This is a genomic window from Streptomyces sp. NPDC046925 (assembly GCF_040644915.1).
Taxonomy (GTDB): Bacteria; Actinomycetota; Actinomycetes; order Streptomycetales; family Streptomycetaceae; genus Streptomyces.
Map to the genome: position 1 here is coordinate 224,500 of NZ_JBEYWZ010000001.1, position 21,046 is coordinate 245,545.

The window sequence follows — 21,046 nt, forward strand, 5'->3', positions numbered from 1 at the left end:
AGAACCGATTTCGAGGTCACCTGCGGCGAAGACTGCCGTAACCGAGGTTGGTCGTCAGGTAGGAGACGAAGTCGCTGCTCTTCGCGGTCTTGTCAGCTCCCCATCGGTTGTCCCGCTGGAACTTCTCGAACTGCTCCTGAAGCGACCCCCACAGTGACTCAAGCCGTGCGGCGCTAGGGAAGACCTTCTCCCTAGCAGCGTTGTTCAAGACCTCCGGCTTGCTGAACACGCGGCCCATGAGGTCGACGGCACCGAGCATGGCGAGGTGGAAGTGGAGGTTCGTGTGCAGTGAACGGGAGATGGGATCCGACGTCGACTGCAAGAACTCGTCCACCTGGCGTTGAGCCTTGGCCAGCCACAGGTAGACGGGGAGTTCCGTCTTCGACGAGAAGACGCGTCGGTAGTCGGTATCGGACTTCAGCAGGCTCGAGGGGCGGGCTCGGGCGTAGTCGGGCTGCCCGAGGGCCATGGCCATCATGGACTGGGCAAGGAGGGGAATGCTGACGATCCGGTCGGCCGGCTTGCCCTGGTTCCGATAGAAGTTCTTGCGCCGGTCGTAGAACCAGTCGTGTTCCAGGAAGTACGACTCGATCTGCCGCTGGATGTCGTCCGTGGCCCGGAGAGAGGCGACCGGCACACTCGTCTGCCGGTTGGTGGCGCGGATGACGGAGTCCCGGGCGGCCTGGTCCACGGTGACGAGGATGCGTACCTGCACGAGCCTGTCGAAGACCGGGTCGGTGGGGTCGGTCAGGTAGAGAGCGTGCAGCGTCTCGTGGAGTGTGTACGAGGTCTGGAGGCCGTTGACTATCTGTACGTCGGAGAGGCTGAGCCGCTTTCCGACGGAGGTCGCCTGCGAGCACACGATGGTGATGCCGTTGTTGAGCCACCAGAACTCCGGCGCCTCGGGGTTCTGAAGAGAAGCTGTGATCTCCCGGTTCACCTCGACGTTGCCCTGATAGTCACGGACGTTCCAGTCGAAGATGTGCGACTTGATCAACCCGGTCTCGTCGCTGAGGAAATCGAGGTACTCGCCCAGGCCGACGAGCGCGACGTGGCTGGTGCCGTGGGTGATGCTCTCCCTGTAGGGCAGTTCCAGGGTGTACGACGGCAGGGTGCTGGCGCGCTGCCAGAGTTCCGAGGGGCCCAGGAACTCGACCTCGCCGGTGGAGATGGCGAAGGCTTTGGTGAACTGCGTCTCCAGGATCTTGGCCTTCGCCTGAACCTTGGGGTGCACCTCACTCGCCTCGCCGCGCGTCACGTACGAGAACTTGATGAGTACGGTCGGGTGGCGGGTGAGGAGCCGCGTCAACGCCGTTCTGAAGAGTCTGAAGCGAGCGAGGAGATCGGCGGTGTACAGCACGCCGACGGTGTCCTCGTCGACCTCCATGTTCAGCAGGTTCGAGCAGGTGGAGGCCGCCTTGTCCAGAGCCGTTTCGGAGAAGCCCGCGCTGGTCTTGGCCTGGATGAGCCAGAGCGTCAGCTGGCTTCCCTGCTCCACGTTGGAGACAGAGGAGTGCGGCTGGAAGATCTCGCTGTCCTCATGCAGTAGCCGGCCGCCGAGGAAGACATAGGCCCCGTCGATGCCTCCGTCGTTGGCACCTCCGATCACGCCGGCCTCGATCTCCTCCTCCGAGAGGCCGAATCCGTGCAGAGCGTGTTCGCTCGCGAACCTCTCGAAGGCCGCGTCGAACGAGAGGGGGACGGAGCGAGAGGTACGGCGCTCCTCGATCATCTGGTTGATTAATACACGGTCGTTGGCGCTCATGGCTCCTGGCTCATCAGTGGAGGTAGCGGCTGGTGGGGCGTCAGCCCAGGTCGAACTGCATGCGGAGCAGGGCGAGGTCGAGACGCACGGTCCGCCCGTCCGGCAGCGTTTCCAGGACTTGCACGCCGTCGTAGTTGAGCAGTTGGCGCAGGATTGCGGCGAACCCGTCCGCACGCGTCACCGGGTAGGAAACGCGCTGCGCCAGCGCGGACACCGGCAGCGTGCCCCCGGCGTCGAGCAGCGCCCGAACCGCACCTTCGACCTTGTCCATGGGCGGCTTGCGGGCGAGCAGGCCGGTCTGTCCCTGGAACGCCTCTGAAGCGAAGAGGGCCGAGATGAGGGTGTCGTCGGGACCGACGAAGGTGGTGGTCACCAGCGTCTCCGCGGCATCGGGCGACGGGACCACAGCTACCTCGAACAACGAGTCGTGTGTACGAGCCACTTGAGCCTGAGCCTGGACCTGGGCCTTCGTCGGCTTCTGCCGTGTCTGTCGCTTCGCCGGGGTTGCCGTGGCTGTCGGCGGCGCGGGCGGGACGGTGACAGGGGGAGGCGTGAAATCCTCCAGCAGCCACCAGGCCGGCCGCTGATCCGCCAGCTCCCGCCAGGCCGGAGGAGGCGTCGCTCCGAACGGCAGGAAGGCCAGCACCGGAATCGTGAACTCGGCGAGGGACGCACCGCCGTGGTATCCGGCCTTGCGCGCTGTGTACCGCGAGTCGGCGTCCCACAGCGCGACGATCGATCCACCGGACTTCGGCGCGACGACCCGGGGGCCGTGCAGCGCGATCTCCCGCGGGCCCACCTCGCCGCCCGGCTCTCGGTGCCGGGCGGACTGCGGCGAACCGGTGTCCACCTTTTCCCCGTGCCGGTCCACGACATGTCCGTGGTCGCTGGTGACGACCACCGCCATCCCCTGTGAAGCGGCGATCCGCAGCAGATCCACGAGACCTGGGATGTGCCCGGCCTGCCAGGCTCCGTCGCCCAGCTTCTGCTCCTTGGCGAGCCGGTCGTCGATCGCGTTGAGGACCACGGCCACATGCGTGCGGCCGTCCATGAGCGCTTCGGTGAGCGCGGCCCCGAAGGTGTCTCCCGCGCTGTCGGCCCGCAGGTCGTCCTTGTGGAACACTGCCGCCTGCCCGCCGTTCCAGAGCGGAAGGGCAGGGAAGAGCTGGGCTTCGTCCTTCTGCGATCCCTGCATCAGCCTGCCCGCGAACAGCGAAGTACGGGAAACAGAGGTGAGGGTGGGAAGAGCCGCTGCCATGGCGCGGCGCAGCGGCGCGCCGTCGGTGGCCACCGGGTCGAACTCGGACCAGGTGGCGCGCAGTTCCTCGCCCAGCTCGGTGGCTATGGCCGCACTCATCCCGTCCAGGACGATCAGCAGCACGCGGCGGTCGGGGGCGCCGCGGACCACAGGCTTCACCACCCGCTCAAGGAATGTCTCCACCGTCAGCATTCCACCGGGATCGGTACCGGCCGCGGTCCAGGTCGCCAGTGCGCGCGCGAAGGCCCGGTCGATCTCGTGGCGTCGCTCGCGCACGCGAACGGCCAGTGAGTCGTACGCAGCTCTCAGCCGGTCGTCGGAGTCGCCGCCGGCCTCAATGTGCTCAAGGGCGCGATCCACCCAGGCGGTCTCTTTGAGGTGCCGCTCTATGGCGCCGCCCACGTGCTCGGCCTCGACCGGCGGTTCGGTGGCCAGCCACCGGGCGAGCCGCTGGGCCATGCGGGTCCGCTCGATCCGTGACTGAACCTCCGGCCCTTGTGCACGCCGGTGCCCGCTCAAGGAACGTACGGCGGCGTCGAGCGCTCCCGGCTCATCGGCGGTCAGAGCCTCTCCGACGGCCGTGAACCTGGCGTCCAGACCGGCGGGCAGAAGCGGGCTGGTCCTTGCGGCGGCTTCCGCGCCGAACTGGCGGACCAGCACCGAGGCACGTTCCAGCACCGTGTCGCTGGTCCGGCGGGCCTCGCGGGCCGTTTCCGAGCTTGCCGCACGGTCCCTGGCGGCTGTGGCGAGCAGTGTGCCCACGTAGTCCTCCGAGGCCCGCCCGAAGGCGGTCGCCATGGCGTCGAGCTGCTCCCCTTGCGCCGAAGGGCGCTCTCCGAACCAGCGCTCCGCGCGACCGCGCGCCGTGTAGACGGCGGCGTCCGGTTCGGCATGGCACCACAGCGCAGCGCATACGAGTCCGAAGGCCACGGCGTCCGGTCCGTGTTCGGCGTCGACGAGGTCCAGAAGTGCCCGACCCGCGAGTCCGGCGCGGTCGTCCTCACGCAGGAACTGTGCCAGGCCGCCGCGTTCGGGGCCGCGGAGCGCGAGGAAGTGCTCCGGACGTCCCGGAAGCAGGGACCAGCCAAGGAGCGCGTGGGTGTCCAGGCGGTCGGCGGATGTGGTGTGGTCCTGACGGGCCGTCTCGTCCTCGTAGCTGCCCAGCCTCAGACGACGCAGTGCGAGCGCGGACAGGGCTGTGCCACGCGACAGGATGCCGCCTCCAAGGCGGGGCCAGCCGCCCCTCGGCGGCGCCGCGTCGAGCAATGCTTCCGCAGCCCACTTGTCGTCCCTGAGACGCTGGTCGACCTGATGCGCTCCGAACGCGTCCCGCACCACGTCCCAGCTGTCCACCGTGTCGATGCGCTTCTTGTGGGCGCGGGCCAGGATGGCGGGGTCGAGTTCGTTCTGTTCACGATCGGTCAGGATCACGAGCAGGGCAGGGCCGGTCGCGGTGTCCGACAGATGGCTGAGCAGCAGTTCGTGCACGGCGAGCGGGGAGGGCGCCGCCACGATCCGAACCGAGAGGCCGTCCCCCCAGGAATGTTCGGCGGGCCCCTCCCAGTGCGGTGCGGAACGCAGCAGCACCGCACGCCGCTGGTCCTGGCCCGCCAGGGTGTCGGCGAGCGAGCTCTGGGTCGTCAGGTACTGGGTGATCGTCGCGAGGTTCAGGCGGACGGCCACCGTGCTGGGTGTCGCCGTGCTCATCCTTCGACGGTCTTCCAGGTGATTTCGACCTCGACGCCGGGTTCGCGCTCCGCCAGCTCGGCGATCTCGGCCTGGAGTTCGGCCACCGCCCTGGAGGCGGTCGTCCGTCCGCCCCCTGAGCGCTTCACCCGTCCCGGAGCGGACGTGCCTGTGCCCGTTCTCTGCGTGGGGATCGGCGGATGACTCGTTCGCGTGTCGAGGCGTACGTCACTGGGGCTCGGGTCCGGGGGAGTGGGCGGCGGATTAACCGTCGCGCGGTTGCGCTTCACCAGCGCGAGAACCTCGCGCTGCGTCCCGGCCAGAGCTTCCTTCAGGTTGTTGGTCCGCTGATCGCTCTGCGCGGCATTGCGCAGGGACTCAAGCAGCGCCTCTCCCTCGGGGCCCTCCGAGGTGGCGAGGTCGAGGGTGGTCCAGGACGCCGAGTCCAGCGCCTGCGCCACCCCACGGGCCTGCGTGATGGAGGTCCCGAACCGGTCCGCGCCGACCTGGCCGAAGTCGAAGGAGGCCAGGGCCTCGACGGTCTTCCGTGCTCCGGCTGCGCCCTGTCCGGCCGAGCGCGTCAGCTCCAGGAGCAGTTCGACGGCCCGCCGCGCGAGGGCGAGGCGTCCGCCCTCGGCGGTTTCGTCGAGCTGGAGGAAGCCGCCGTGCCGCTCCAGCTGGGTCACCAGCTCGCGGGCCCCCTCCAGGTGGGCGCCCGCCTGCTGGGCGATCTGCCGGGCGAGCTGGTTGACCATGCGGCCACGCCGCAGCGTGGGGGCGGGGTCGCCGAAGACCGTGGAGAAACGCTCGCGGGCAGCCGACCAGTCCTCCTCGGACGGCAGCGGCTGACTGCGCAGCGCGTCATGGTCCTTGATTTCGTTCAGTTGGGGCGCCGGGTCGAGCGGCGTGCCCGCACGAACCCACACCCGGTCGTCCATCTCGGCGAACGAGGCCACGACCAGGCGGGCGAGGAACACCGGCAGACCGCGCGGTGTCGGACGGTCCGTCCAGTCGGTGAGGGTGATCAGGCTGAGGTCTCCGGTCACGCCCTGCCCTCTGGCGAGCTGCCGGAAATGATCGGCCCAGTACTCCGACACCTCGAAGTACGCTTCCTTCTGCTGCCCGAGACGCAGCGGGGCGGCCACTCGGCGCATCAGGTTCCGGTCAGGAGCGGGGACCTCGGCGCGTCCGTCGCGGGCTTCGGCGGCGGCCTGTACGTGCGTGAAGACCTTCTTGGCGTCGGCGGGCTTGACGACGGTGCCGGTGCCGTCGGGGTCCAGGTTCGGGTGGTCCGGGTACTGGCTCGCGAGCAGCTTGCCCGCGATATGCCGGATGCCGTCCCGCAGCGACTGGCCGAAGGACAGCGTGAGACCCTCGACCTCGCGCAGCGACTGCAGATGGTCGCCGAAGCCGAGTTCCACATCGGTGGCCTTCTTGTCGGCGAGGCCGTACGCCTGCTTGAAGGCCGCCTTCACGTTCTTGAGCAGCGATTCCCGCTGGGTCTCCAGAAGTCCCTTCGCGCGGGCCCGGTTGTCGGGGCTGAGGTGGCTCGCGTACTGGCCGTCGAACCGCTGGCTGTCGGACAGGGCCTTGTCGATGACGACGAGGCGGCGGAAGTCGGCGTACCGCTGGCTGGAGAGGTGGGTGGGCAGCCAGGCGACGCTGCGGGACGGCTCGCCCTGCCGCTCACGCAGCCGCTGCATCCGGATGGCGTCCTCGCGTGGGCCCCACTCGCTCTCGTCGAAGGGAAGGTCGATCACGAGCCGCCAGTGCCCGTCCTGCTGAGGCATGAGGTCGTGGTCCGGCAGCTCGTCCACGTCGGCGACGTTGCCGAACACCACCTCGACACTGCGCTCTGTGCCCCGCCACGCGAAGTGCAGCTCGTTGATCAGCTGGTCCTGATCGACGCCGAGGTCTTCGACGAGAAGCCGCTTGGCGAGGGCCTCGCGGTTGCCGGGATTGTCGTTGACGTTGGCGTTGGCGATCACCGAGTCGACGTCGACACCGGACAGTTCGAGCCGGACGCCGGGATTGGCCTCGGTTCCGGTTTCCTTGATCTCGGGGAAGCGGCCCGCCCACTCGGCAACCTTGTTCTTCAGGATGCCGTACTCGCGGCCCGGGATCGGAGCGGCCACCGAGCCGTAGTTGAGCGCGGACAGGCGGCGGATGGTCAGATCGGACAGGGCCGGGACACTCGGGGCGAGCGCCGAGAGCAGCAGCGTGCCGACGATGCGGTTGTCACCGATGAACTGCTTGATACGGGTGAGCAGGTCCGGGTCGGTGATGCTGTCGGGCCGGTTGGTGTACTGCTCGATGACCTCCTCCGACACGGTGTGCGTGAGGATGAGGTAGGGCCGCAGCTTCGTCCGGTACAGCTTGTCGGCCGCCTCGAAGACCACCTTCAGGCTGTCGGTGAACGGCTTGTCGCCGCCTGCCGTGATCAGCGGATACAGGTCGCCGACCGGTATCAGGTCGCCGAGGCGTAATTCCGCCCGGTGCTCGGCGAGCAGCTGCCCCATCAGCTTCATGCCGGTCCGGTTGCGCTGGAGCGCGGACGACACGTGCACAAGGGTGTCCATGAACGCGGGCGAGAAGGGGTACGTGAGCCTGAAGCTCTCCTCGTCCGCGCCTACGCCGTCGGCCCCGCGGTCGGAGCCCAGGAGCGTGTCCCACACCTCCTGGCGGATCCTGCGGGTCTTCTCGAACTCCGCCTCGACGAGGGCGGCGGCTTCGTCGTCCTTGGGCTTGAGCAGCCGGGCGTGCGCGACCTGCGGAAGGTTGCGGTCCTCCAGCGTGATCTTGTCGAAGCGGCCCGATGCCAGGTTGAGCGTGTCCTGGATGGAAGCCTCGGCCGCCCCCGACACCTCCTCGCCGACCAGTTCGCGCAGGTCGCGCTGACGGGCGATGAACGAGATGACCGGCACGGCACGGCGGGCGTCGCCGCCCTCCACGAAGTTGGTGATTTTTCCGGCTTCCCGGGCCACGAATTTCTGGTCGTGGATGAGCGTCGCGAGCCACAGGATCAGCTCGTCCATGAAGAGGATCAGCCCGTCGTAACCGAGGGCCTTGGCATGCTCGGCGATGACAGAAAGCCCGGCGTCGAGCGAGACGAACCCGTGCTCGTCCTCGGCGGCGTTCTTGGCGAAGCCGGGCAGCAGGTGCGTGCTCGCGTCCTGGACAAGGCGCGCGCGCAGCTCGGCGGGTGTCGACGGACTGACCAGGTTGAGCGCGTGGCCGCCCTCGTGGATCTCCTCGGCGGCCAGGGCGGTGTCGAGTAGCTGAGGCGTCCAGCCGAACGCCTCGCCCCACTCGTCCTCCTCGTCCGCACTGCCGCCGCCGTCAGTGGAGGTGAGGCCGCCGATCACCGCCTGGTCTCCCATGCGGGACCGCATCGCGCGGATGTCCTCGAACAGGGCGTCCGTCCGGTACACCTGCGGCGTCGGAGCCTCGGGGTGCAGCTTCTTGACGTGGTTCACGTACCCGCCGAGGATGCGCTGCTCCAGCGCCTTCGCCCCGAGCATGTGGTACGGCACGAGCAGGAACCGCTTGCCCTCCGTGCCGAGCCACTCGTGCTTGGTCAGTACGGGGTCCAGGTCCGTCCGACCGCGTGCCGCTGAGGCCCCGCTGAGCAGCGCGTGAAGCACCGCCATGAAGTGCGACTTACCGGAACCGAACGACCCGTGGAGGTAGGCCGCCTTCGACGTGTGTCCGTCGAGTGCGGCCCGGATGAGCCCGAGCGCCTCGTCGAAATTCTCCAACAGCCGTTCCGTGACCACGTAATCTCGCAGAGCGCGCTCGGCGCCCTCCGGGGCCGTCGCCTCCGAGAGCTGGAGGACGAAGTCGGACGTGGAAATGGACTCCTTGATGTCAATGACATCGCGGAGCAGGAGCGGCTGTTGGGCCATGAACGATCACTCTCCGACGGGCGGCTGCGCAGGTTCTCCGATCGTATGACTTACTACGGTCATCGGATGACCTCTTTGCGCATATGCCGCCCGATTACACGTGGGCGGTTGCCTTCGCCCCCGACGCCGGACTCACGAGCGAGCGCAGCTTGTCGCGCGTCTCGGGGTCCGTCGAGTAGACGACCGTGCCGACCATGCCCCGGGTCAGCAGCACCTTGTAGGTGTTGCGGATCAGTCGGTCGATCTCGCTGTCCGGCGTCGTCTTGGTGAAGATCGGGTCCTTCGACGCCGACCGGTCCACGACCCAACGGTCCGTACGCCACACCAGATCGGGACCCATGATCACGCCCGACCAGTCGTACTCGAAGCCCTGCGCGGTGTAGACGCAGCCGACCTGTCCGAAGCCGTCCGGGTCGGTGGCCCACAAGGGCGCGGGCGGTGCACCGAGGAGGGACCGGTCGCCGTACACGTTCCAGGGCCGCTCCCACTGGCCGATGACGACATCGGTGGGCAGCTCGGTCATGCCCGGAGTGACCTTCGTCGTCCACTTCCAGCAGTAGCCGGCCGACATCCGCGCGCCGTAGCCGTCCGCCCGGCGGGCGACGAGGAAGTCCTCCAACTCCTGCGGGCTCTCGGCAATCCGCAGCTCCAGCTTGCCGTCCGGCTCCCAGGGGCCTGGCGTGCCGCCTTCGAGGCCGAGCAGATCGACGACCCACTTCTCGTACGCGTCACTGCCGCCGCATCGGAATTGCCCGTCCAGCTCCACGACCGTGCACTCCAGGCCCTGTGCGGCGGCGGCCCGCTTGATCTCCGCCTTGGTGCCCATCTCGCCGGGCCGCACCACCTGATGCTGGTCGAGCAGGAAGACGGGTACGCGGGCGGCGTCGATCAGTTCCGCGACCTGGAGGCGGCCGGTGCGCAACTCCGCCTTGGTGTACCGGTTGGCGGAGGTCTTGCGAAGGCGGTGGGCCTCGTCGCAGATCAGTACGTCGAGGTCGTTCGGCTCGGCGTCCATGAAGCTGTTGAAGTACATGAACAGCTTCTGCACGGCGGGCTTCCGCGCCCCGGCAATCTTGCGCATGGTCTTGGTGAACGACGCGGACCCGGTGGCGTGCAGCGCGGTCACCCCGCGCCGGTAGAGCTCACCGAGCAGCGACAGGGCGACGACGCTCTTGCCGGAACCGGGACCGCCGGTCACCACAACGACCTGCTTGTGGTTGGACTGTTTGGCCTTGCGGACGGCGGCCATCACCTTCTCGTACGCGACCCGCTGCTCGGCGATCAGCACGAACTGCTCGCGGTCGCGGATCTCCGCCGCCGCGAGGGCCATCAGCTGCTTCGACGGCCGGATTTTGCCGCTCAGCAGGAGGTCCGCGGCCTGCGCGCCCGGCTTGGGGGCGAGCCGTGAGCGCAGGAAGTCCAGGAACGCGCCGCGCTGTTCGCCGGTGTACAGGCGGCCGTGCTGGTCCTCGTCGACGCCCCGCAGGCCCGCGATGCGCGATTCGGAGGCGTTGTGCAGGAACGCGACCCCGGCCAGCGACTTCGGCATCCGCTCAAGGGCGCCGTTGAACGACAGCAGGTACTCGCAGTAGCCCCTGACCTGCTCGATCGGGTTGAGAACGGCGTCCGGATACGCATCGATCCGGCACAGCAGCGGCTCGCCCTCTTCCGGGTAGGCGGCACTCCACTGCTTCAGCTCGACGATGACGTACGACGGTTCGCCGGTGGTGGGATGCACGCCTGCCAACACGGCGTCCGCGCGCTTGCTGGTGAGGGGCAGGCCGTACTCGATGAGGACTTCGACGTCGTCGAGCCCGGCCTCGATGAGGGCGTTCACAAGCGCCGGGAGACTGCGTTCCCAGGACCTGACCTCCGACTGCCCGGCACTCCGGCCGTGCAGATGACGGAAGTTCTCGGTCAGATGCAGGCGCAGGGACCCTTCGAGGATGCGGGCGGCCACGGACGCCGCGGACTCACGGAACAGCAAGGCAATGCCCCCAGGCAGCACGAAGAAGACTCGTGCGGGTGGGGGCATGTCCTTCGTGGTCCGCCGTGCGCTTGCGCGAGGCGGATCAGGAAGCCCGTCGGGCCGCTGAGATTGGTCCTGACCATCCTAGGTGAGGGTGTTGATCACGGGGAGGGGATCGGTGGGGTGCCGGTTATGACGGGCGGCGGCTGTCGACAGCTGTCGTCATCTGGGTTGCCTGCTGCGGGCGTTCGCCTCGGCGAGGAGAGCGCTCAGTAGCTCGGTGGGGGTGAGGGTGCGTAGGTGGCCGGGGTCGGCGTCCCATTCGCGGCCACCGGCGAGTGGGCGGAGTTGGATGTAGGGGCCTTCGTGGCCCATGACGCGGCCGAGGCGGTCGCGGGCGGTGTCGTGGACGACCTTGCCGGTGGTTACGGCGTCGGGGGTGAAGGTTGGTGTGACGGCGGGGACCTCGTCGTCGGTGCCCGTCACCCGGCGATCCCCTTCGTGATCACGTCCGCGAGCATCAGGGCGATGGGGGCCGAGCACACGCCCAGGTGGACGAGCGCGTATCGGGCTTCGCCTTTGCGGTCGTCCGCCCATGGAGTGCGGATGTCCATCGCGGGGAGTTGGATGCCGGCCTGGGAGAGGGCGGTGGCGAGGGCGTCGCGGGCTGCGAGGGCTTCGTCGATCTTGGGGTTGGCGGTGGCGGTGGCGCTGGTGCTGGTGGCGTTGTGGGCGTGGGGAGCAGGGGTTGCGCGGGGAGTGCGAGGTGTGGGGGTCATGTCGGTCCTCGTCGTAGCGGTCGAGTTTGCGGGTTCCGCTGACTTCATGACCTGGCTGTACTGCGTGAATTACGCTGAGTAGTCCGGTCGTTACGAGGATGCGCCCGGAGGCGAGCGACCACGTTGTGGACGGGGAGATGGTGCCCCTGCCCGTGTTGGTGGTTCCACACGTTCCACATCGTCCATGCGCACGTCCCGGAGGGAGCGGTATGTCGCAACGGCGCGTCATCACCGGCCGCAGTCAGGAGCCACGTCAGCGGTTCGCAGAGGAGTTGCGGAGGTTGCGGGCTGCGAGCGGGGTCAGCCTGAGGGCGCTCGGCGAACGGCTCGGCTGGGACTACTCGTTGTTCGGCAAGATGGAAAAGGGCGAGACGATCGGCAGCCCGGAGGTCGTCCAGGCGCTGGATACGTACTACGGGACGCCTGGGCTGTTGCTGGCGCTGTGGGAGCTGGCTGCCGGGGACCATACGCAGTTCCGGGAGCGGTACCGGCGGTACATGGCGCTGGAGGCGGAGGCGGGGAGCTTGTGGCACTTTGCGGTGAGCGTGCTGCCGGGCTTGTTGCAGACGCCGGGGTATGCGCGTGAGGTGCTGGCGGCGGGCGGGCTCAAGGGGAAGGAGCTTGAGCAGCAGGTTGAGGCTCGGATGGGGCGACGGGAGCTGTTGGCGGGGGAGGATGCGCCGCCGTTCCGGACGATTTTGTCGGAGGCGGTGCTGCGAACGCCGTTGCGGGATGTGGGGGAGTGGCGGGGGCAGTTGGAGTACCTCGGGGAAGCTGCGGAGCGTCCCAATGTGACGGTCCATGTGCTTCTGCACAGTGCAGGGTTACACGGTCTTGTGAGCGCCGACATGTGGTACCTGCTCCTTCCGCAGGGCCGAACCGTCGCGTATACCGAGAATGGATACCGGGGCGAACTCATCGAGGAAGCAGGCCCGGTTGTGCGTTTGCAGAAGACGTACGATGCGGTGCGCGACATGGCGCTAACCCCGGCTAAGTCGCGCGAGTTCATCCTGCGGATTTTGGAGGAAGCAAAGTGCGATCCATCGACCTGACTGCCGCCTCCTGGCGCAAGAGCAGCTACAGCAACCAGGACGGTGGGGCTTGCGTCGAGGTCTCTGACGGCTTTGCCGCTGCCGTCCCGGTACGGGACAGCAAGGTTTCGCATGGTCCGGTACTCGTGTTCCCGGCTACTGGCTGGGCCCTCTTCGTTTCGGCGATCAGAGGCGGACAGTTGAGCGACTGACCAGGCAAGGCAACGGCCCCGCGATCTGCTCGGCGGATCGCGGGGCCGTTGCCATCGTTGGCGGCTACTTCTTGGTGGTACGGCGTCCTCTGGTCGCGGCGACGGGGCGCCAGGCGCGCAGGTCGTCGTCGGTGAGGCCGTGCTTGCCTTGTTCCATCTGCCGGTCACCCTCGAAGAACTTGGCGGGGGTTGGGGCGAAGAGCGAGTCGGGCTCGTTGTGCCACTGCGTCAGCCACGGCTGGAGTTCGAGTAGCCCGGCGAGCAGTGGGGTGACCTCTTCGGTTGTCAGACCCTCGTGGGTGGCGATGTACGTGTCGAGGGCGATCGCCTGCTCCCGGTGATCCCAGCCTGCCCAGCCGTACAAGTCGGGAGTGGCTACGTTGGCCCGCGCATACGAGATGAACCGCTCCTTGGGCACGTCCAACTTGCCGCGCGCTCGCCAGTAGGAGGGGCGTAGGAAGTCGGCGGAGGTGTACTTCGGCGGTACGGGGATCCTGTCCCGGATCTTCCGCTTGGCCGGCTCGTCGGGAGCGGCGTCCTCCTGGCGCTGGAGGGCCCAGACGTGCTCCCAGTCGGCGCGCTTCTTGAGGGCGGCGGGCTTGTAGCGCAGGGCGGAGAGGAACGGGACGTGCTCGTCGGTCATCAACTCGGATATGACGGTGGGGAGTTCCCTGCGGGGAGCGTAGATTTTGGCGACGGAGACGAAGTCCTCGTCACGGGAGAGGCTGTCGGTGAGCCGAGAAAGGGTGACGAGGGCGGGCATCCCGTTCTCGTCGAACCAGTGCGCACGGTCCTCTATCCGGTCGAGCAGCCAGCTTCGGAGCGCCTTCTCCTGGAGCGAATCCCACCCCTCGGTTGCCCAACGCCGCTTGTACTCCGGCCGTTCGACCATCCCGATGGCGCGGGACGACTCGATAGCATCGATCCGTTGCTGGACGACCTCACGGTATGCGGCGGGCCAGTGAGAGGGGATCTCCGTGATGGGGGTGGACCGATGCCGTTTGAACCACTCATCACTGGCCTCACCTGCGGCGACCTGACGCGCGAGCGTTATCTCGAAGGCGCGCTCTCCCAGGTCTATGTCAGGAATTTCGAGGGATTTTGGATCCTCAGAGACGCGCATATCTTTAGGGTACAGGCCGTAGAGGAAGTAGACTTGCCAGTCCAATTCTTCCTGAAGGCTGATCATGCGTGTGCGAATATCATGCCATTTCGCACGAGCCTCACGGAGAGTGGAGCTGGACGGCGTGAGCTCGGCCGAAATGGCGAATGGGCTCACGTCTGTAAGCTGCTGGCCTAGATTTTCCAAGGCGGCGGAAATAGCGGTGGGGTAGAAGTCGGGAAGCGGGAATCGTTCAACGTTGGAGCCGTTAAATTGGTAGAAGCGTTCCCACTCGGAGCTAGTGAATCCCCCGCCTTCGCCACGAATTCCCTTGTCGTGACAGTTGAGCTTTAGCCAAAGGCAGGCCGTCGAGCTATTTAGGAGACCTAAAAGGGAAATGTGGTCTTCTTCGCTGCAATCTCTGCTCAACTTGATGACGGGGGCGGTTCGATTGAACGCTCGAGAATTTCTATCGAGCACCCAGTGGTTATGGGTCGAAACTTCACCGAAGGCGAGTGTTATTGGGTTTGCATCTAGGTCTCTGGGCAGTTGATGCCAGGACCACCAAGCCTTGCCGCCAGTTGCGTATGATTTACCCGTTCCCATGGTGCGCTTTGATAGCGGAGTGCGGTATGCCCAGAAGTGGCGTTTAAAGTCGCTTGAGAGCTGCTTTTCCGGGAGGATTTCCTTGCTGGCGTCGTAAGGTAGCGCAGTAAGGTCACAACTGATGAAGCCCCAATCGCGAGTCTGGTCTCCCCTGTGGCTTAGCGTGGCGTGCAGTTTACTGCCGCGGCGCGCCAAAGGGCCCTTCGAGGGGAGAGTGAAGATATCGTCGGCGTGGCTGTCGCCGAAGAAGCCGACTCTCGTCGACAGGTGCCTCACCGTCGCTCGTTCTGCCTTCGAAATCTCTTCGATGATCTCGCGTCCTCCATCGGTCAACACCCAAGGTTGCTTTCCGAAGTAGCGTTTACGCCCCAGGTCTTCCACCGAAGTCCACTGGTCGGCTGCCCCAGGGTGATCGATCTGACTTTCGATTGACTTCCAGACATTGCCGTTCGCTGCCACGTCTGGCGCGGCCGGCTCCCCTCGGATGCTTCGGACCGTACGAATGGTCTCAGAACGCCACTTTCCGCTACGGGGTCGACCAACGAGAATAACAGTAGGAGTTCCGTGGCCGGGGATGTATGCACCAGAGGTGTCAATCACCTCAGTAAGTTCTACATCATGCCCGAAGTAAGTTTCAATGAGTCGCTTTCCGAATTCTCGCTTCATGAACGAATTCGCCGTGATTTGTCCTACTGTGCCAAATCCTAGGCTAGTCTGAGGGTCTGATGCTTTTGCTAGCTCGAAAAAACGTTGAGCGAATGGAACTGATAGTGCATACGCGCCTTCGCAGGCATCGTATGACCCCCGGTAAAGCTCAGCTAGCTTCTTGTCTTTCACCGTAACGTATGGCGGGTTACCCGCTACCACGTGGTATCGTCCCGGCTTCAATATGTCCGTATGCTTGTGCACATCCTCGGTCTCGTACTTGAAGTTGGCTAGTTCGTCAGCCCCGTCTTCATTCGAGTCGTCGAACAGGTTCCCCTGCTTGTGTCGATGCTTGATAAGTGAGTCACCCACCGCGAGGTGGATCGGCCACTCATATTTAGCGGCCTCTGCCAGTGTCCACACCCCGCTCGCAGCCATCGCCGCCACGAGTAGCCGAAAACGTGCAATAGCCACCGCGAACGGATTCAGGTCCACCCCGTGCACGGAGTCCAGCGCCTCCCGCACTCGTTCGTGCAGGTCTTTTCCCGGGTGGCCGTTTCCCCACAGTCGCACCAGCCGCCGAAAGGCACCCAATACGAAGTGTCCCGAGCCACATGTGGGGTCAATCATCTTCAGGCCCTGGTAGCCGAACTCCCGGACCGCCGGATTCATAGTCCGATCCAGGATGAACTCCTCCACGAACTCCGGTGTTTGCAGTAGTGCAAACGTTTTCCGCGCTGCCTCACTCAGGTCTTGATATAGATCACCGAGGAACCGCGTATCCCAGCCCCGCGTACCGTAGCTATCTACATTCAGCGGGTCCGTGAAGTCGTGGACGAGGAAACCGTCCTCATCCCGCCCCCGCCAGAAGTCCACCAACTCCCGCGCACCGTCGTGCGATATCGGTATGTGGAACAACGGATTGTGCCGCCGATCGAACAGCAGCCGCCCCGCCTGCCCCGCACCCAGTTCCGCGAACGCCTGCTCAAGCCAGCCTCGGTACGTCGGGTCCTCAGAGCCCGCGACGTACTCCTCGAATCGGGCCAGCGCCAAGTCCCGCCGATCAGGCTCCGGCGCCGTCAGATACGGCTCCGGTATCAGCCCGTTGTCCTCACAGAACCGGACGAAGACCGTACCCAGCACCCACGCCACCGCGACCTGCGTGACCCGGTCGTCCAACCACGAATTCCACGTGGCCGCCGTACGGCCCAACTTGCGTGCGCGCTCGTATTCGGCGCGCAGCTTCTCCCCCTCGGCAACCACCTTGACCTGCTTGCCGAGGTCGGCCTCGACTAACTTGACCTGCTGCTTAAGATCATTCAGCAGCGCCTTGCGGTCGATCACTTGTCGTCCCCCTCGTTGCGTTCACGTCCACGACACCCACGTCCCCCGACGTCCCGGACAGGTAGTCCTTCTTCACCCACGAGTCCGGAAGATCAATCCATTCGCCCAGGCCGGCCTGGTACGCCACCGCCGTGTGCCCCAGCTTCGGCTCCCGCGCCGGGTCCGCCTGCGGAACCAGCAACCACAGCCCGCGCCCGCCCTGCCGAGCCGCTTCCGCGAGCCGGTCGAGGACGCCCATGCCGTCGTACCGGGCGAACACAGCGGCCTCGGTCAACAGAACCGGGCCCGAACCAGCGCCAGGCGCCAACAGCTCCCGCACCTGCGGTTCCACCGAACCCCACGCGGTCCGCGCGTACTCGCTGAACTTCAGCGCGCCCCGCGAGCCCGGCTCGGCCACGTCCGCCTTCAGCAGCGTCTCCCACGTCGGCTTCGTGCCCGGAGGGACCAGCGCGTGCATGGACGACAGGAAGAGTTCGGTCACGGAGACCGCCTGCGCACCGATGCGGTGGCCCGCCAGCCTCCGTATGGCCTCGACTGTACGGGCGTGATGCACGGTCAGGACCCGGTAGCCGTCCCGTCGAGCCGAGGCAAGGAGGCGCTCGTCGGCGCGGACGCCGCCCGCGACCAGCGGGTCGTCGGAGTAGCGCGTCACCGCACCCGCCTCCGTCGACTGCCGCCAGTCCGCGACCGTCAGATAGGTGGACGCGCTGTCCATCCGCGTCGGGAGGTAACGGAGCGTCCTTGTGTCCTCGCGTGTCGACAGCGTGAGGTCGAAACCGGCGTCGCGCAGCGCCTTGGTCAGCGGGCCTCCGGTCGGCAGTTCATGCGTGCTCGTGCCACGGGCGTCCTTGATGACCAGCTCAGGGAAGCGCGCCCGCACTCGATCATTGACGTCCTCGCCCGTCAGACCGGGCTGCCGGGCTTCCGGTACGCCAGGGATCAGCCGCACCAGACCGGCCTGGGTGAGGCGCAGGGCCCGTACCAGGGGCAGGTCGCGCGCATAGATCTCCAGACGGGGCGTGGCCGCCGCGTTCACGGACGCCGCAGCGGCCAGTACAACCAGTCGCCGCTCATCCCAGTCCACGACACCGGGCGGCGGGGTCAGCGCGCCCAGCTCGCTCAGGACTGTCGTGGCCGTCGGCAAGGTGTCCAGACGGGTCAGGCGGTCGGCTGTCTTGCCCAGGCGGGTCGCGTAGTCGAGGAGTCCCGGAGCCGTCGGTGTGTCCGGAGCATCGACCTCACGCACGTCCAGCGCGAGCAGACCCGCCGCCAGTACATCCTCCGTCGCCCGCCGGTTGGCCTGGTGCTGGAACTCCGCCTCTTCCGGCTGGAGCTGCTCCACCTCCACGACGGCCCGCACCGCCGCCAGAGCCAGCGCGCGTCGCTGCTCACGTCCCGGCAGCTGCGTACCGCGTCGTACGGCAAGTGCATCGGCGATCTCCACGGCGGGAGCGACCCGGCCGAGACCCACAAGGAGGCCGACGATCTCGTCCCGCAGGGCCTGGACCGCAGGGTGCTTCTTCCAGCGCTTGCGCTCCTCCTTCAGCATCTGGGGAATGCGCCCCGCGGACAGGCCGAGCGCTTCGGCGACGTCCTTCTGCTTGGGCCAGACACCGATGCCGGGCAGCTCTCCGCGCTCGTCGGGAAGGCGCAGCAACAGCCGTACCATCTCGACCTTGTTGCTGTTGGAGCGGTTGTTGTTCAGCTCCGGAACGAAGAGCGTGGCAAGGGTGTCCAGGCTCACCGCGCGCAGGACGGACTCCGTCAGGCGCGCCGCTCCCTCCTCCGTGGCCAGGGCTCCGGCCACCGCCGACCCGGTGGCGCTGAGCTGAGCGAGCTCCTCCTTCGCCTCCGCGCGGCCCTTCGGGGTGAGAGGGGAGAGCTGAGCCTCGCGCAGCAGCCTGCCCCACTGGCGCTGGCGGCGCTGCACCTCGGTGCGGGTCTTGGTGCCGAGACCCGGCGCGTTGAGGAGCTTGCTGCGGCTGTATTCGAGGAGGCCGCCGACGGTCGTGATGTCGAGGCCGTAGAGGAAGGACTCCGCGGCCGGGGTGAGACCGGCCGCGGACAAGTGGGTGTCGCGGGTGACCGCCGCCGCCAGACGCTCACGCTGTTCGTCCGCGGTGAGCGGCTCGGCGTCCGCGATCGCCGCCGCGTGCTCGCCCTCCGCGGTGTCCTGCGGTGCGGGCTCGGGGTTGCGGGAACGGTGGCTGGACGGCACCGTTTGCGTGGCGTCGAGGAAGATCTTCCGCCAGGCGTCGCGCATCGGCTTCAGCTCGGCGAAGCGCTTCGTCGCGTCCCGGTGGAGGGCCTTGCGGAAGAAGGCGACCAGGCTGTCCCGCACGGCGGGCTCGAAGGCGTCGGCCTGGACGGTCGGGAACGGGAAGTCCTTCGCGTCTGTCATCCCCGGCGGGAGCGATCCATCGCCCCACTTGGGCAGCTCGCCCGAGGCCATCTGGTGCAAGGTGACGGCTATCGCGTACCGCTCGGCGTGCGAGTCGTACGCGGTACGGGTCAGGCTGCCGATGAACGGGTCGAGGTATCCCTCGGTGCCGGCCTCGTAGTCCTTCGCCGGGTAGCCAGCCAGGGAGAAGTCTATGAGAACCAGTTCGCGGGTGCGGTTGGGGCGGATGCGTATGGCGATGTTGTCCGGCTTGATGTCGCGGTGCCAGACGCTCTCGCCCTCCAGGAAGTCCACGGCACCGAACAGGTAGTCGCCGTACGCCTCCAACTGGTCCATCTTCAACCGGCCGTGCTCACGCAGTTGTCGCGCGACCGTCTCCTCACGGCGGCGGGTGCGCGTGTTGGTGCTGGTGCCAGTGCCGGATTTGGCGGTTCCGGCGTCCGGCTCGGTGGCCTCGCGCTCGTCGCCCACGTACTCCAGGGCGAGGACGGTACGCGAGCCGATGTGCAGGGGCTCAGGCTCGACGAGCCGGATCACGCGGGAGTCGGGCCGCAGCCGGTTCATCACCTCGGCCTCGTGCACCAGGACTTGGCCCCTGCTGTCCGAGAGGGCCACCTTCAGCACGGCAAGTGGCCGAGTCTTTCGTGCCTCGGCCTCCAGGTCGCGCACGAGGAAGGCCCGGCTGGTGGAGCCGGTCCCGAGACGGCGCCGTACTTCCCAGCGCCCGCCGAGCACATCGCCGGCCACCGCGTCGAGCGGGTCCTTCTCGGGGTCCTCGGCCGGTTCGGGCTCGGGCGGCGAGGTCGGGGCGGTCAGACCGTCCTCGACGATCTCCAGCATCTCCAGGAACTCGTCCACCGAGGAAAGGCGTTGGCCGGGCCGGTAGGCGGTCGCCGCCTGCACCAGGAAATCGATGTCCTCGGAGAGGTCGTCCACCAACGAGCTGGGGCGCAGGCCCTCGCCCGCCTCGAGCCGTGCACGGAGCTCGGCCTGGCTCGCCGCCGGGGCCCTGCCCGTGACGAGGAGGTACGTGAGGACGCCTAGGCCGTACACGTCCAGGTAGACCGGGTCGGGCTTGAGGGCGGTCAACTCCGGGGCGAAGTACGGGTCGGAGGCCTCCGCCAGGTGCATGGCCGAGAGTGCGGTCGGCGCGAAGCGGGTCATGCCCTGCGCGTTGTCGCCGTCCGTGCCGGAGGCGCGCTGGGTGGCGATCTGCCAGTCCGAGATCTCCAGGCGGGGGGTGAGCCAGGCGGCGTCCTCCCCGACCGCGCGACCACGGCGGCCCCGGTCCCGGGGGATCACGTGCACGGCGCGGGCGGCCAGCGCCCGGTGATGGATGCGGGCCGAGTGCGCGGAACGTATCGTCTCGGCGAGCTGGCGGACCAGCGCCATGCGGCCGAGGATGTCGAGACCCTTGCCGTGCTGGAGCAGGTACTCGTCCAGGCGTAGCGTGCGCGGGTCGTAGTCGAAGATCAGGGAAGGGCCCGCGGAGTGCCCGGACGGGTAGTACTGCTTGAGCTGTACCGCGCCGGGGTGCTTGAAGCGCTGTAGTACGGCCGCTTCACGGCGGGCCGCGTTCTCCACCGACCGCCGGATCGACGTGTCCGAACCGCGCTCGCTGAGGTAGACGCGGACCCGGGCCACTTCGGGCAGCTCGCTGTGGCTCGCCTTGTAGTCGGACCAAGTCGGACCGGAATCGAAGGACTTGCGGTCCAGCTGATACGGGCCGACCTTGTACTCGGCATCACTGCGCCGGATGCCGATCCGTTCGAGCTTGGTCTTGATCTCACGGGACTCGACGGCGTTGATACGGCGCCGCTCGTCGCGCGGCGGCTGCTTCAACATGGTGACCAGCTCGTCGACCGTGTGGACGCCGTTCTGATCGTGGGCGGGCAGCCGAACACGTAAGCCGCCGTCGGTGAAGCAGACAGCTTCGCCGACCCACACCCGCCTGCCGTTCTGGCCGAGCAGCGTGGCCAGTTCCTTCGCCTTCTTGTTGACGAGGTGGAGCGGGTTGCCGTGCGGGCGGCGGTGGCCACCGGGGGTGGTCTGCACCCAGGTGCCGTTCTCGCTGGTCACGGAGCCGTGCCAGTCCTTGAGTTCGATCATGTAGACGCCGCCGGGGGCGACGACGAGGAGGTCGACTTCGCGGACGTGTCCGGTGTGGGCGGTGAAGGTGAAGTTCGACCACGCGCGCCAGGGATCGGCGTCCGCCAGCCTCTCCCGGATGGCTTCCAGGCCACGGTGTTCATGGTCGAACTCCGACTCGGTGACCGTGGTCCACCGGCCTTGCCGCATGCGCTGTCCCCGCCCCTTGAATCTGTCCCCAGCTACTGCCCGTTC

The 21,046-nt window shown here is 67.2% G+C and carries 10 protein-coding genes; 2 read left to right on the forward strand and 8 right to left on the reverse strand.

Features of this window, described 5'->3' with window-relative positions:
• Positions 1-16 precede the first annotated feature (16 nt).
• The 6 genes from ABZ906_RS00910 to ABZ906_RS00935 form a co-directional block, all read right to left on the reverse strand.
• Complete coding sequence (locus ABZ906_RS00910; protein ID WP_361375806.1) at positions 17-1,732, reverse strand: AIPR family protein; 1,716 nt, start codon at positions 1,730-1,732, stop codon at positions 17-19.
• Between the two features lie 73 nt (positions 1,733-1,805).
• The gene (pglZ, locus tag ABZ906_RS00915; RefSeq protein ID WP_361375809.1) at positions 1,806-4,730 is read right to left on the reverse strand and encodes a BREX-2 system phosphatase PglZ; all 2,925 of its coding nucleotides are present in this window, start codon (positions 4,728-4,730) and stop codon (positions 1,806-1,808) included.
• A complete protein-coding gene (locus ABZ906_RS00920; protein ID WP_361375812.1) occupies positions 4,727-8,614 on the reverse strand; it encodes a DUF6079 family protein in 3,888 nt (1,295 codons plus the stop codon). Before ABZ906_RS00920 ends, pglZ begins: the two co-directional genes overlap by 4 nt.
• Positions 8,615-8,708: 94 nt before the next feature.
• Positions 8,709-10,649: a DUF2075 domain-containing protein gene (locus tag ABZ906_RS00925; protein ID WP_361375814.1), complete on the reverse strand. Its 1,941-nt coding sequence runs from the start codon at positions 10,647-10,649 to the stop codon at positions 8,709-8,711.
• Between the two features lie 156 nt (positions 10,650-10,805).
• Entirely contained in the window at positions 10,806-11,069 is a 264-nt protein-coding gene (locus tag ABZ906_RS00930) for a hypothetical protein (protein WP_361375817.1), read from the reverse strand.
• The gene (locus ABZ906_RS00935) at positions 11,066-11,362 is read right to left on the reverse strand and encodes a hypothetical protein (RefSeq protein ID WP_361375820.1); all 297 of its coding nucleotides are present in this window, start codon (positions 11,360-11,362) and stop codon (positions 11,066-11,068) included. Before ABZ906_RS00935 ends, ABZ906_RS00930 begins: the two co-directional genes overlap by 4 nt.
• A gap of 209 nt (positions 11,363-11,571) precedes the next feature.
• Here ABZ906_RS00935 and ABZ906_RS00940 point away from each other — a divergent pair, with 209 nt between their 5' ends.
• Both ABZ906_RS00940 and ABZ906_RS00945 read left to right on the forward strand, forming a co-directional pair.
• Positions 11,572-12,414 (forward strand): helix-turn-helix transcriptional regulator, encoded by an 843-nt coding sequence (locus ABZ906_RS00940; protein WP_361375823.1) that lies wholly within the window; start codon positions 11,572-11,574, stop codon positions 12,412-12,414.
• A complete protein-coding gene (locus tag ABZ906_RS00945; RefSeq protein WP_361375826.1) occupies positions 12,396-12,605 on the forward strand; it encodes a DUF397 domain-containing protein in 210 nt (69 codons plus the stop codon). Before ABZ906_RS00940 ends, ABZ906_RS00945 begins: the two co-directional genes overlap by 19 nt.
• Positions 12,606-12,669: 64 nt before the next feature.
• Here ABZ906_RS00945 and pglX read toward each other — a convergent pair whose 3' ends face one another.
• Together pglX and pglW are read right to left on the reverse strand one after the other, a co-directional pair.
• Positions 12,670-16,302, reverse strand: coding sequence for a BREX-2 system adenine-specific DNA-methyltransferase PglX (pglX, locus tag ABZ906_RS00950; protein WP_361375829.1), 3,633 nt, complete (start codon positions 16,300-16,302; stop codon positions 12,670-12,672).
• Entirely contained in the window at positions 16,274-21,001 is a 4,728-nt protein-coding gene (gene pglW / locus ABZ906_RS00955) for a BREX system serine/threonine kinase PglW (protein WP_361375832.1), read from the reverse strand. The genes pglX and pglW overlap by 29 nt, the downstream gene beginning before the upstream one ends.
• Between the last annotated feature and the right edge of the window lie 45 nt (positions 21,002-21,046).

Coding starts and splice junctions, on each gene's coding strand:
- ABZ906_RS00940 (WP_361375823.1), top strand. CDS start 11,572: ATGTCGCAACGGCGCGTCATCACCGGCCGCAGTCAGGAGCCACGTCAG.
- ABZ906_RS00920 (WP_361375812.1), bottom strand. CDS start 8,614: ATGGCCCAACAGCCGCTCCTGCTCCGCGATGTCATTGACATCAAGGAG.
- ABZ906_RS00925 (WP_361375814.1), bottom strand. CDS start 10,649: ATGCCCCCACCCGCACGAGTCTTCTTCGTGCTGCCTGGGGGCATTGCC.
- ABZ906_RS00910 (WP_361375806.1), bottom strand. CDS start 1,732: ATGATCGAGGAGCGCCGTACCTCTCGCTCCGTCCCCCTCTCGTTCGAC.
- pglZ (WP_361375809.1), bottom strand. CDS start 4,730: ATGAGCACGGCGACACCCAGCACGGTGGCCGTCCGCCTGAACCTCGCG.
- pglW (WP_361375832.1), bottom strand. CDS start 21,001: ATGCGGCAAGGCCGGTGGACCACGGTCACCGAGTCGGAGTTCGACCAT.
- ABZ906_RS00935 (WP_361375820.1), bottom strand. CDS start 11,362: ATGACCCCCACACCTCGCACTCCCCGCGCAACCCCTGCTCCCCACGCC.